At 58.4% G+C, this 12,118-nt stretch carries 16 protein-coding genes; 6 read left to right on the top strand and 10 right to left on the bottom strand.

Annotated features, from left to right (window positions below; genetic code table 11):
- Nucleotides 1–152 precede the first annotated feature (152 nt).
- From AABB31_RS19415 to AABB31_RS19395, 5 genes are all read right to left on the bottom strand, one after another.
- Nucleotides 153–1,211: a hypothetical protein gene (locus AABB31_RS19415; protein WP_342076587.1), complete on the bottom strand. Its 1,059-nt coding sequence runs from the start codon at nucleotides 1,209–1,211 to the stop codon at nucleotides 153–155.
- Between the two features lie 101 nt (nucleotides 1,212–1,312).
- Entirely contained in the window at nucleotides 1,313–2,389 is a 1,077-nt protein-coding gene (locus tag AABB31_RS19410; RefSeq protein ID WP_342076588.1) for a hypothetical protein, read from the bottom strand.
- Nucleotides 2,390–2,512: 123 nt separating this feature from the next.
- Entirely contained in the window at nucleotides 2,513–2,953 is a 441-nt protein-coding gene (locus AABB31_RS19405; RefSeq protein WP_342076589.1) for a hypothetical protein, read from the bottom strand.
- A gap of 126 nt (nucleotides 2,954–3,079) precedes the next feature.
- Nucleotides 3,080–3,463, bottom strand: a complete 384-nt coding sequence (locus AABB31_RS19400) for a hypothetical protein (protein WP_373635170.1) — start codon at nucleotides 3,461–3,463, stop codon at nucleotides 3,080–3,082.
- Nucleotides 3,372–4,190 (bottom strand): hypothetical protein, encoded by an 819-nt coding sequence (locus AABB31_RS19395; RefSeq protein WP_373635169.1) that lies wholly within the window; start codon nucleotides 4,188–4,190, stop codon nucleotides 3,372–3,374. Before AABB31_RS19395 ends, AABB31_RS19400 begins: the two co-directional genes overlap by 92 nt.
- 285 nt (nucleotides 4,191–4,475) lie before the next feature.
- Here AABB31_RS19395 and AABB31_RS19390 point away from each other — a divergent pair, with 285 nt between their 5' ends.
- A complete protein-coding gene (locus AABB31_RS19390; protein WP_373635168.1) occupies nucleotides 4,476–4,997 on the top strand; it encodes an RNA polymerase sigma factor in 522 nt (173 codons plus the stop codon).
- 9 nt (nucleotides 4,998–5,006) lie between these two features.
- Here the strand turns inward: AABB31_RS19390 and AABB31_RS19385 are convergent, their stop codons facing one another.
- Together AABB31_RS19385 and AABB31_RS19380 are read right to left on the bottom strand one after the other, a co-directional pair.
- On the bottom strand, nucleotides 5,007–5,279 hold the full coding sequence (locus tag AABB31_RS19385) for a hypothetical protein (RefSeq protein ID WP_342076592.1): 273 nt from the start codon (nucleotides 5,277–5,279) through the stop codon (nucleotides 5,007–5,009).
- Between the two features lie 63 nt (nucleotides 5,280–5,342).
- Nucleotides 5,343–5,543 carry a hypothetical protein gene (locus AABB31_RS19380; protein ID WP_342076593.1) on the bottom strand — a complete coding sequence of 67 codons (201 nt, stop codon included), beginning with the start codon at nucleotides 5,541–5,543 and terminating at the stop codon, nucleotides 5,343–5,345.
- Nucleotides 5,544–5,914: 371 nt separating this feature from the next.
- On the opposite strand from AABB31_RS19380, the gene AABB31_RS19375 reads away from it, so the two are divergent.
- On the top strand, nucleotides 5,915–6,208 hold the full coding sequence (locus tag AABB31_RS19375; RefSeq protein WP_342076594.1) for a hypothetical protein: 294 nt from the start codon (nucleotides 5,915–5,917) through the stop codon (nucleotides 6,206–6,208).
- A 127-nt stretch (nucleotides 6,209–6,335) separates the two neighbouring features.
- On the top strand, nucleotides 6,336–6,527 hold the full coding sequence (locus AABB31_RS19370) for a hypothetical protein (RefSeq protein ID WP_342076595.1): 192 nt from the start codon (nucleotides 6,336–6,338) through the stop codon (nucleotides 6,525–6,527).
- A 329-nt stretch (nucleotides 6,528–6,856) separates the two neighbouring features.
- Here AABB31_RS19370 and AABB31_RS19365 read toward each other — a convergent pair whose 3' ends face one another.
- Both AABB31_RS19365 and mgrA read right to left on the bottom strand, forming a co-directional pair.
- Nucleotides 6,857–7,672: a hypothetical protein gene (locus AABB31_RS19365; protein WP_342076596.1), complete on the bottom strand. Its 816-nt coding sequence runs from the start codon at nucleotides 7,670–7,672 to the stop codon at nucleotides 6,857–6,859.
- Nucleotides 7,673–7,732: 60 nt separating this feature from the next.
- Nucleotides 7,733–8,791 carry an L-glyceraldehyde 3-phosphate reductase gene (gene mgrA, locus AABB31_RS19360; RefSeq protein WP_342076597.1) on the bottom strand — a complete coding sequence of 353 codons (1,059 nt, stop codon included), beginning with the start codon at nucleotides 8,789–8,791 and terminating at the stop codon, nucleotides 7,733–7,735.
- Nucleotides 8,792–9,041: 250 nt separating this feature from the next.
- Here mgrA and AABB31_RS19355 point away from each other — a divergent pair, with 250 nt between their 5' ends.
- A complete protein-coding gene (locus AABB31_RS19355) occupies nucleotides 9,042–9,407 on the top strand; it encodes a hypothetical protein (protein WP_373635167.1) in 366 nt (121 codons plus the stop codon).
- 39 nt (nucleotides 9,408–9,446) lie between these two features.
- Here the strand turns inward: AABB31_RS19355 and AABB31_RS19350 are convergent, their stop codons facing one another.
- The gene (locus AABB31_RS19350; RefSeq protein WP_342076598.1) at nucleotides 9,447–10,043 is read right to left on the bottom strand and encodes a hypothetical protein; all 597 of its coding nucleotides are present in this window, start codon (nucleotides 10,041–10,043) and stop codon (nucleotides 9,447–9,449) included.
- A gap of 59 nt (nucleotides 10,044–10,102) precedes the next feature.
- Here AABB31_RS19350 and AABB31_RS19345 point away from each other — a divergent pair, with 59 nt between their 5' ends.
- Both AABB31_RS19345 and AABB31_RS19340 read left to right on the top strand, forming a co-directional pair.
- On the top strand, nucleotides 10,103–11,035 hold the full coding sequence (locus AABB31_RS19345) for an aldo/keto reductase (protein ID WP_342076599.1): 933 nt from the start codon (nucleotides 10,103–10,105) through the stop codon (nucleotides 11,033–11,035).
- The gene (locus AABB31_RS19340; RefSeq protein ID WP_342076600.1) at nucleotides 11,032–12,114 is read left to right on the top strand and encodes an FAD-binding oxidoreductase; all 1,083 of its coding nucleotides are present in this window, start codon (nucleotides 11,032–11,034) and stop codon (nucleotides 12,112–12,114) included. Before AABB31_RS19345 ends, AABB31_RS19340 begins: the two co-directional genes overlap by 4 nt.
- Nucleotides 12,115–12,118: the final 4 nt, after the last annotated feature.

Here is a 12,118-nt window from a genome sequence, read left to right as displayed (position 1 = left end):
GCCCAGATGTTACGGAGTTCTGGCCCGGATCAGACCTTTGCTGCGACCTAGGGTCAGAACCCTAAATCCCGAGAAGAAAATGGGGTTCCGGTCATGGGGAACGACCGGCTATTCTGGTTGCCGATTGTTGCTGCTCGACGGCGGTGCCGCGCCTAAGCGGAACACGAAGCCTTCATTGAGCGCAAATCGAGCATGGAAATCCCATCAGATGCATGCCCTGTTTCGTGATCAAAAGTTGTGCCCTCTTGGACGAAAATTTCACCTGTCGCGGTGTCATGGCGTATTACGGCAGTATCCGCGCCACGCAATTCCGAGATTTGGATCAGATCGACATCAGCTTCCAATGCCAGCCGATCAGAGTTCACAAAAAGCGTATCAGTCGTGAAATCGCCAACAGCGCCCTGCTCAATCGCCAGGAATGCGATATCCTCGACTACGTGACCATCGGTGTTGGCCTCGGCCTCTGCGAGGGCCAGCTCAAAGCTGTCGGCTGTTATGTCATCGGCCCGTGCGGTTACAAAATCACCACCGTTCACCGTGTTTACGCTGGTAAACGAAGCGGGCGCATCACCATTGAAATCGGCCCTAAGCTCCACGCTCTCGAAGCCTTCGCGCAGGGTGCTTTGGTAGACTTTGTCAGTGCTGACCAGCCCAGCCTCGATGACCGCACCATTTTCCAACTGATAGACGCCTGCTTCAACGACCACGAAATCCACCATCTTTTCCAGCAGCGCCGCTTGGTCATCCACCGATTGCAGCCGGATTTCGAAGCTGTCGCTTTCGACATTGCGGATGCGGGTGTCGATGACGCCGTCTTGCGCGATGCCGTTGATGAACGTCAGCACCACCGGGTTTTCAAAATCGGTCTCCAGATCGACGGTGACAAAGTCGCCGTTAATGGTGACCTCGCCATATTCCATGACCACTCGCCGGTCCGTCAGAAAGTTGGCAATGGTCAGGTCAGTGGCGACGACGTCTTCCAGCAGGATACTGCTGTTGTCGATCTTGACCACCGTGTCGGCGCCCTGCTGCGTCACCTCCAGATCCGGGTCCCGCATATCCGTTACCCCGGCCACATCGCGTAGATTCTGCTTGTCCTGGCCGACGTCGAAGTCGGCAATAACATCTTGCCCAAGGCTCAGGGCTAGGCCGCTGACATCCAGTGTCGTCTCATCGTGCAGCGGCACCGTTTCGGTGTTGAATACGAACACATCCGCGCCGCTACCACTGAGGATCCGGTCATTCCCATTGCCGCCGCGCGGGACGACATTGCCCTCGCCACCCTCGAAGCGGTCAAACCGTTGACCACCATTCAGGTCGTCATCCCCGTCGTACCCGTCAAAAACGTTGACGTTTCCCGTGCTGAAGACACGGTCGATGCCCCCATCACCTGCCGCCTCGTTCGTGCTTTGTTCAAATCCCGGAGCGAATTGTAGGCATCAAAGACGATCGTCTGCGTCTGCCCGTTGCCGTCGATAAGGGACATTTGGATATCGCCGCCATCAAGCAACACGGCCTCAATATCGCGAACACTGCCCACACCGGCCAAGATTGCGTCCGCGTTAGCGGTGAGGTTCAGGGCCTGGCTGCTGCTGTCCAGAGTACCGTTCGCGTCAAAGCGCTGCATCTTGATCAGATCGCGTTTGTGATCGGCGACAAGAATCACAAAGCCTCCATCCGCCAGGGCCACAACCTCGAGCGCATGCAGGTCGTTATTGCTGCTCCAATCGCTCGCAATTTCACGAAATTGAACCTGTAGCGTCCCGTCGGGTCGCAAGATGTCAAAGCGAACGTCGGGATCGAAACCAGCCACTTCGCGATAGGTCACGACGACATTTCCGTTGACCAGCTCGGCCGCCGAGACCTGTTGTGCTTTGCTGACTTTCGTAAGGAAATCTTCGGCCGCAGGGGTGCCGTCATTCTCGAACCTCTGCGCGCGCCAGGCCGGCAAAACACTCTGGACAGAGTAAAAGAGCGCAAAGCCGCTATCCGCATGGGCCAGGACGTCAGGTGGGCCGTTCATCGTGTTCGCTCGACCGGCGTCAAAACCCATCACGTCAGGCGGAGACACAGCCGATCCATCGGCACCAAACACTTGGTAGATGATGTTGCCCTGCTGCGAGAATGCGACAACAAAGTCGCCATTGACCAGCGCAATCGCGTCAAGATTGATACCGCTTACCTGGTTCGCAAAGACGATATCCGCGACCACGACAGAACCATGTGGTGCGCGCACTTCCATCGGCGCGGTTCCCGTCGCCCTGGCACCGGGGGAGGCGATTGCCACCGCCCCGCCATCAGCCAATTCGATTGTTTTGACCAAGCGCGCGCGGTCGCGCGTCAAGCCCTCGGGCGGGGTGTCGGACGCATCCTCGGGCCCGGCCACCACATCGGCGATCCTCCAGCGCCTCGGCCGCCACGCCGACATCCGAGAACTTGAAGTGCTCTACGTCTGATATTTGGTTCGTCCCGGCGTATACACCTGCCGCCTCGGGCGTCAGGTGCCGCAGGATCAGTTCGCCATTCTATAGGTGAAGCGGAAATTGGCGATCTTGTCGTTAAACAAGACAAAGTCTTCGCCGTCGCCACCATCGACAGTGTCATTTCCCTGTGCCACCAGGAATAAATCGCTGCCAGATCCGCCCTGCAACAGATTTGACCCGTTATTGTCAATCAATGTGTCGTCGCGGTCAGTCCCGGTGAGGATAATACGTCCGTTTGCATCCGCCGGTCCCGGATCGGCCAGCCGGATCACGCCATCACTGAGTTGCAAGTCCACACCGGCATCGTTCTGCACGGGCGCCAAATCAGCAAAGTCCACGTTAGCGACCTTGTCCAGTACCTCGTCAACCACGTCGCGCGGAAGGACGTTCTTTGTCACGAGCCGGATCAGCGCCTCTTTGACGGCCTCGCTAAATTGTTCGCCGGTAAAGACGGCCACAGCCGTGGCCACATCGGTGGAGGTCTACTCGAACAACTCCTTGGTCTGATCTTTATTCTTCTGCTCGGCGCTGTTGCGATCACCTTCACGATGGCGATCACGCGCGTCCTCGTCTGTCTCAAATAATTCTTCCAGGGCTTATTCCTCGGCAAAGCCTACCAGGCTTTCGACGATGGTCTCGTTGATGACCGCAAACAACGCGTCGCCCAGCCGCTCGATCCCTTCGACCTCCGGGACAAGTTCGAGGATCAATTCGATTGCAGGATTGAAAATGCGCTCGATGCCGGTGGCTCTGATGATCGGGTTTAGGATCGGCTCGACCGTGAACTTGAAGACAAGGCCCGATGCATTCAGCAACGGTTCGATCGGGCGGACCACATTGGCCACCAGTTCCAGTGGGTCGGCCAGAAAGCCGATGACGCCATTGACCTCAGCGACAACACCGGTGGCTGTGTCGATGACATCCAGCGTTCCACCTAATTGTCTGGCGATGGCCCCAAGCCCACGATCCCCGTCCCCCAAAAAAGCGTGAACCCGGCAGGCCAGCATCATTGGACAAGCGGTCAACCTGGCCGGACATTTGTGCCGCGTAGGCTTGGACACCGACAAGCGCTTGCGCCAGGCGCAATGGCAGCTCCGGCGTGCCGGCGGCGGCGGCGCCGGTGTCGAGGCCCGCAATTGGCACGGTTTGTCCCAAGGTATCCACCGCATCGTGCAGGATATCGACCGTCGCGCGCAGCTGTCCGATCTCTCGAATGTAGCCTTCGATCAAAGGTTCGAGACCGACCTCGAAGAAGGCTGCCGTGTTTTCCAGAACGGGGATCAAATCATCGGCCAGATCGTTGAATTTCCCTAGCTTCTTTTCAAAGGAATTGGCGCCGTCCTCGATTTTCTCTAACGCACCGTCGATGAACTGCGTGGCCACCTTGAATGCTGACCCAAAGACCCCGCCCAGTTTAGACACAACATCCAGCGAGGTCTTGAGCGTCACAGTCAAGTCAGCCACAGTTTCGGCGGCTTCCTGGGTTTCGGTGGTCGTCTCCAGGATGGATTGCGCTGCTTCAATCAGGGCGCGGACGACCTGCATTTCTTCAACGACCCCGCCCCGACCGCACAGGTTCAACTGTTTGCCAGACGCAGTGAATTCAATGTCGCCCTCCATAAAGTCTGTCAGCGCGTCGTACAATTCGGCCACCTCAGCGCGGGTTTTTTCTGCGCTGGCCGAGGACAGAACCGTTTGGTCGGCCACAGAAAAAGGTTATTGCGTTTGTTGGGTCATCCGATAGCTCCTGTCTGAATCTAAGCCGCTTCAACGGCCGGTCTGATCCTTGGTCGGAGCGACACCCAATTGGGTTCAAAAAAATCCCGGTCTTCAAATCGCCGCACAGTGGCAACGTCCCGCACCCTCCAAAACAATTTCTCCGAAGGGTTCAGACGTGCTCTGGAACAGACCGTCCTTCTGGACCTGTCTTCTGCGCGAGGCAGCAAAGACCAACGCGGAGGGCCGATGAGCAATTGCGAGATCTCAGACCAGGTGGATCGTGACTGGCGGGCGCAATTGGCCTCAGGCGACAAATTGGCGATGCATGCGCTCTACCTGCGCCATTGTGATGGTCATCACGCCTTCGCGCGCTCCCGCTGTCAGAGCCCTGAGACCGCCGCCGGCGCGGTCCACGACGCCATGGTGGCGCTTTGGCACAGCGCCGTGCGCTTCAAAGGGCAATCGACTGTCGAGACCCGGCTCTTTTCGATGACACGCAACAAGGTCGTCGACGCCCTGCGCAAACGCGGCAGGTTGTCCTTTGTGGAAGAAGTGCCCGACAGTATTGATCCAGCCCCGAACCCCGAGGCCGCCGCTATTGCCTCTCAGGACCGGGTGCGCCTCAGCGCATGTATTGACGCGCTAAGCCCCAACCACCGCATCGCTGCTCAACTGGCATTTTTCGAGGACATGAACTATCAGGAAATCTCGGAAGCGGAGGGCGGGCCCGCGGACACCACTAAGACGCGCATCTATCATGCGAAGGCAGCGCTAATGCGCCGCTTGGGCGGCTAGATGCAACGCCTAGTCTTCGGCAATAAATGACACCAGATCCGAGCGCATGCGCAACGCCTCCAACCCTTGGGCGCGATCATCTTCTGTTACAAAGGCCAGACGCACCAACCCAATTGCGCTTGGCCCATCGCTGATGGTGCCGCTAAAGGGCAACAGTATTGTGGCGATGTCGTCCAACGTGGTGTTCGGCAAAAATTGGACCTGAAGGACGAAGGTTTGGCCCGTGTTCTCGCTGGCCACGCTGAACCCCTCCCCGATCCTTTCCTCGGCCAGACGCGGCACTGCGACAACCTGTCAGATCGCTATCGCTGCGGCGGCCACACCTGCATAACGCAGGATCGGCACCTATGGTCGGCGATTATCGTTTGCTGGCCGAAGTGGCTGTTCGAGTGCGGCTTCCAGTGCAGCCCACCCCTTTTCCCGATCAGGATGGCGCGTGGTCCCTTCGAATTCAGCGCGAACTGACGGTAATATTTCGACCTCTGCCGCCAAAGCCTTGTCCTTTAGCAGCAAAGCCGCAAACGCCCGGCGCGCGTCCGGGGTCATGCGCCCTTGTACATAAGCCGATACTGAGACTTCGTGACCTATGGTGAACCCGCGTTCAATTCCTCACTCTTTCTTTGTCGCACCAGCCGCCGCCGACGAACCATCTATGCCGCCTAATGAATTGCCGCTGCAACCACCGATAAGCGAAGGAGACATCAATTCATGAAAAAAGCCCGCAGCCCTGCCAAAATGAGAGCCGCACTTCTGTTTCTTGTTTGCGGGGTCGCTGTGGTGACAAGTTTCGGGGTGCAAGCGCAGACCGCCTAAACATCATTGCTGAACGACGACCGCGTAGTGGCCCTCGTGCCTGACCGTGCGACGGCAAATGCATTGCAATCAGCGGCAGAGGCGCAGAACTTCGGGTGCTGACCGTGGATGACCTGAACGGGCTAGATCTGGTTCTTCTCCGCCGGCAGCTGCCCGATGGCGTTACCGGGGCCGAAGCAATTGCCACGTCGGAGGCCGAGGTGCCCGCCGCAACCGTCGGGGTCAATCACGCTTATCGGCTGCAACAGCATGCTGTGCAGGCTGATAGACGCAGGTATGCCGACGCGCTGATCCGGTGGGATGTGGGGGCCTGCCACGCGCTCGCCCCAATTGGGATCGTCGATACCGGGGTCGATAGCTCTGTTCCCGCCCTTGCGGGCGTGCGAGTGGTTTCATAGACCCTCGTTGAGGGCGTGGCGCCGACGCTCCGCCACGGGACAGATATGGCGACGGCCTTGGCGGGGTCGGGCCGACTCGTGGGTGCGATGATCTACAACGCCAGTGTTTTTGGCACTGAGGGCAGCGATGAACCCTTGGCGGGCGCCGAAACGCTTGCGCGCGCTCAACTGGCTCGCAGAGAATGATGTGCGCTTTGTCAATCTGGCGCTGGCGGGCGCCTACAACAAATTGCTGGATTTGGCTGTCGAGCGGAGATTGATCCTGATTGCGGCCGTCGGCAATGATGGCCCTGAGGTCGAAGCGCTCTGCCCAAGCTAGTTGAGCCCCATGGTCAGATTTGTCAGCCTGCTCCAACTGCATTGTGAGCGCCTGAATGCTCCGTAAACGCTCGTCTCTTCGCCATTCTTGTTGCCCTGGCAACGTCTGCGATACATTTTGGATCGCACTTAGATTTTCAGGATCGCTTCAAGCCCGAGGTGTTGCGCGCCACAGGCAACGATTTCGGTGCTGCGGGCGGACGCAGCGAGAAACATCAAGTCACAGATTGGGCTCTTCGATAGCTTTCGCTGCGTTTAGCGCGGAGGTCGGGTCTACTCTCTTTGAGTTTGGGTCAGCGTTTTAACGTAAAGGTCAAACATATCTGACGTTCAACAAAAGCGCATGAATGCAAACCGGCGGCCGTCAGGGGCCCAACACGGGACATTGATACTCCCCTGCCCGCCACAAATTTGCAAAAGCTGCCGGGTTTGCCCGCCGTCCGCCGGCATCAGGCACAGGGCGACATCGCGGTTCGCTGGGTGACCGTCGGTGCCTTGGGGATAGGCAAGATACAAGACATGCGCACCTTTCGGGCACGGATGCGGAAACCAGTTCACATGACTGTCGGCGGTCATCTGCTGTAAATCTGTCCCATCCGGACGTATACGCCAGAGATCGACGGCGCCGTCCCGCTCTGCATTGAACCAGATCCACTGCCCATCCGGGGTGTAATCGGGCCCATCCACATGATCGAAGCCATCCGTCAGACAGGTTTCGTCGGTCCCATCCAATTGGCAGGTGAATAGCGCAAACGGGCCGTCACGACGACCAACATAAGCCAGTCGTTGGCCGTCTGGGGACCAGCCATGCCAGTAGGAAGGCAGTTGCTGTGTCACTCTGCTGGGCGTACCACCCGAAACCGGTAGCGTGTAGATGCAACTCCCATCAGTCCGGCTACGATCACTGATCGCAAGCGTTTGACCATCTGGTGAAACCCCGTGATCATTGTTGCAGGCTTGGGCAAATCCGGTGTCGATCGGGGTCAACTCCGGTCGCGCCATGTCCACGCGGTAAAGGCGGCCCGCACTGTTGACGATCAGATAGCCATCAGGATGCCAATTGGGCGCCTCGATATGCGCATCTGTCGCAAACAGAACCTCTGCGGCCTGCTGATCCAGATCGTAAATGCACAATGCGCTACGCATCTGGATGCAACGCCGTAGGATGGGTCTTGACCCATCCCTGCCCGAACCCCGCGCCCAGGCTCACTTTTTCTTCCGCTCGGCGGCACCCGCAGTCTGCTCTGACGAGGCGGCCCACAGGTTGATCTGTTCTTCATCGGCGTATTGATCAATCAAGGTCAATTCGTCATCGGTAAAGTCCAGATTGGATACCGCGCCAGCACAATCAACGACCTGCTCGGGACGCGACGCGCCGATCAGGGCCGTGGTAATGCCGCCACCGCGCAACACCCAGGCAATTGCCATCTGCGCAAGGGTCTGTCCACGGCGCTCGGCAATCTCGTTTAGCTTGCGGATATTGGTAATGGCCTCATCCGACAGCATGGACGGAAACAGCGATTTACCCTGGCTCGCACGGCTGCCCTCGGGAATGCCGCCCAGATATTTCTTGGTCAGCATGCCTTGCGCAAGCGGCGTAAACGCAATCGACCCGACACCAAGATCCTGCAAGGTCTGTTTCAACCCGTCACGCTCCACCCACCGGTTCAGCATGTTGTAAGACGGCTGATGGATCAAAAGCGGCGTGCCAAGCTCTTTCAATATGGCAACAGCCTGCTGGGTACGTTCCGAATTGTAAGACGAAATCCCCGCATAAAGCGCGCGGCCCGAGCGCACGATATGATCCAGCGCGCCCATGGTCTCCTCCAGCGGGGTATCGGGATCAAACCTGTGCGAATAGAAGATATCCACGTAATCCAACCCCATCCGCTTGAGGGACTGATCACAAGACGCGATCAGATATTTGCGGCTGCCCCATTCGCCATAAGGGCCTGGCCACATATCATAGCCCGCCTTTGAGCTGATGATCATCTCATCGCGGTGGCCCGCGAAATCCTGCTTCAAAATGGCGCCAAACGCCTCTTCGGCGGAACCGGGAGGCGGGCCGTAATTATTGGCCAGATCGAAATGCGTAATGCCATGATCAAAGGCTGTCTGACAAATCGCGCGTTTGGTCTGGTGTGCGGTATCGTCGCCGAAATTGTGCCACAGCCCAAGGGACACGGCGGGCAACTTCAGGCCCGACGAACCGCAGCGACGGTAGGTCATGCGGTCATAGCGATCATCGGCGGGTTGATATGGCATAGCAGCACGCTCCTGTGTTCTTGGGCATGCACACTGCCATCATGCAGTTTGACGCATGTCAACCAAATGGTCAGGAAAACCTGTCAGTGTGAACGCCGGCGAATCTGCTATGGTAGAAGGACGGGACATGTTTTCAGCGCCCTGCGCGTCGCATTAAGTGGAGCATCATTTGAAAGAAGGTCCCCTCCTTCCATCAACACAGCAAAAGACGCACGGTCAATCGGGCGATACATGCGACAAACCCGATAACATGCTGCTGACATGCCCGATTGCGCCCTGCGCCCCCGGTGCAAAACTGCTTGGCATTCAACGGCCCGATGGGCGCCTGCTATTGATGCACAAGGCGGCTATTGTCGATGCCACGTTTGACGATGATGCACGTGCGCTCGGGCCGCCGGAAGACCGGATGCGATTTGCATCCGCTTGCCATCCATCCGAATGCCAGCATTGGGACGGCAAGACATGTAACGCCCTGTCAGGGCAAGGCGTCCAGCCTTGTGCAGATGCAAACATCAAAGATCCACCACCCTGCCCGATCAGGTCCACCTGCCGCTGGTTCCGGCAGGACGGATCAAAAGCCTGCGGCGCATGTCAGAAATGTTTCACAAAACGATAGAAACCACCCGGGCAACCCGACAGGCACGGACCTCGTGGATCAGGTACGGCGCAAACGATAACGCGTGGCTGTCAACCGGTCCGACACCGCACAGGACTTGCTGTCAATAAATCCCAACCCACGCAAATGGGTCCGGATTGCAGTGGCACCAACCGCAACGCCCTTGCCCTTGGGATAGACGGCCCAAAGATGCAATGTGGGGTTTTCTTGGGCCAAGGTCGTCGCGGCATCCAGATCATCCAAATTTTCAATAATCGCAAGCAAGATGGACGCGTCCGCAAGATGCCGGGTCATGGCACCCACCAGCGCGTCGGACAGCGCGCGGTCATTGGGCGCACCTTGCACAAAACAACGCGCATCAGGACCAACCCCAAACTTTTCTGCCAGCGTTGGGGGCGTTTTCAACAGGGCCTTGTGCCACTGTCGCGCCGAAACTTCATCAAATTCCATATGCAGCGTTTGCAGTGCCAGCCGCACCAGCACCCCATCATCCACAAGCGTTACGCCCGTGATGTCTGCGCGCGGCAGATCCGCGCGTATGTCCCCACGCAGGTTCAGAAACCCGCTATCAAGATGCAGACGCAGTTCGGCGATCTGGCCATTCCAATGACACACAGCGACGGCCTCGCGTCCCATGATGGATCCCCCCGGTTGGTCTCTTTTCATTGTCACATCGGCATGCCACTGTACCAGATATGACCCATCTGACCACCATCGACGGCGAAGCGCTCTCCGCACTGACATTTGGCACAATGCAATTCGGCGGTGGTGCGGATGCAGCCGCAAGTCAGGCCATGTTTGATGCGGCACGCGCTGCAGGAATTAATCATTTCGACACTGCCGTGGGCTACACCGGGGGCGCGTCCGAAACTCTGGTTGGTGCAATGATCAAAAGGGATCGCCACAAAATCTATCTGGCCACAAAAGTCGGCTACAAGGATGGGGCTGGCGGCGCCAATATCATGCGGCAATTCGATACCTGCCGGAAACAGTTGAAGGAGGACGTGATCGACCTTCTCTACATGCACCGGTTTGATGCCCAGACCCCGCTGGAGGAAACGTTCAGCACGCTTGCTGAATTGCAGTCAAACGGCCTTATCCGGCATATCGGCGTTTCAAACTATGCGGCTTGGCAGGTGATGAAGGCGCAGCATGTCGCGCAATCATTGGGAACGCGGATCGACGTTATTCAACCGATGTACAGCCTCGTCAAACGACAGGCAGAGGTTGAGGTTTTTCCGATGGCCACAGATCAAGGCATCCAGATCATCCCCTATTCGCCTTTGGGGGGCGGGCTGTTGACCGGAAAATATACAAGCGGCGGGGTGGGTCGCCTGACGAAGGATGACAGGTATCGCGCCCGATATGCGCAAGACTGGATGCACGAAACGGCCGCCCGCTTGGCTGCGCTTGCAGCGGATGCAGGGACCGATCCGGCCACGCTGGCAGTGGCATGGGTTGCCGCGCATAAGGCCGGCCCGTCGCCGATCATTTCCGCGCGGAGCGTGCGCCAATTGGCCCCATCGCTGGCGGCGGCGGATTTCGACCTGTCCGACGACATGTACACGCGGATTTCAGGGCTCGGGCGGGCGCCAGCACCCGCTACCGACCGGCTGGAAGAAGCATGATTGATTTTCTGATTATCGGGGGCGGCATTGCCGGGATATCTGCGGCGGCCCGCCTGTCCAAACTGGGGCAGACAACCCTGCTTGAGGCTGAAGACAGCCTTGCCTTCCATGCATCTGGCCGATCAGCGGCAATGTTCGAGGAAAGCTATGGCAACCGCGCAACCATCGCCCTGAACAAGATGAGCCGGGCACATCATGAAGCGGCACAGGTGCTTAGCCCGCGGGGCTTGTTATTGGTCGGCGGACCCGAAGATGCCGACCGCTTTGCCACAGACCAAAGGCAGATGAAACTGGCCCGGATAACTGTCGATGAGGCCGTGGAAATGGTGCCTATCCTGCGTAGGGACAGGATTGATCGTGCGGCCTATCATGCGGACGCATGGGATATCGACACAGACAAACTGATCCAGGGTTTCGCGAAAGAGGCGCGCCAGAACGGGACCCAGATCAGTACGAAATCCCCAGTGACGTCGATCAACCGGATCCCAACCGGCTGGGAGGTCAATACCAGCTTTGGCAGCTATTTCGCCAAAAACCTGGTGAATGCGGCTGGTGCCTGGGTCGATGAAGTGGCTGTGATGGCCAATGTGGCACCATTGGGGTTTACGCCCTTACGCCGGTCTATGGCGCGAATACCGGCGCCGGGTGGACATGACCTGCGCAAATGGCCGATGATGTTCGGGCCGGGCGAAAGCTGGTATGCAAAACCCGATGCCGGCGCGCTGATCGTATCGCCCGCCGATGAGGACCCGGTCAAGCCGCATGACGCCTGTGCGCTGGAACTGCCGCTGGCCGAAGGCTTGATGCGCTACGAGAATAATGTGACCGAAAAACTTGTCAGATTGCTCGCCACCTGGGCAGGCTTGCGTACTTTTGCGCCCGACCGGGCGCTTGTGTTGGGACCCGACCCGCTGGATGAACATTTTATCTGGTGCGCCGGGCAAGGCGGGTACGGCATGCAAACAAGCCCCGCGGCCAGCAAACTGCTGGCGGATCTGGTGGCAGGGCGTCCGCCGGCGCTTGACGTCAGCACCTTGGCGGCACTGACGCCCGGACGCCTGCGATCCGTGGCGGCCTGACACA

It is taken from the genome of Yoonia sp. SS1-5 (genome assembly GCF_038443705.2).
Lineage (GTDB): Bacteria > Pseudomonadota > Alphaproteobacteria > Rhodobacterales > Rhodobacteraceae > Yoonia > Yoonia rhodophyticola.
Note: the sequence above shows the minus strand (reverse complement) of the source record. Positions and strands in the feature narration are given on the sequence as shown.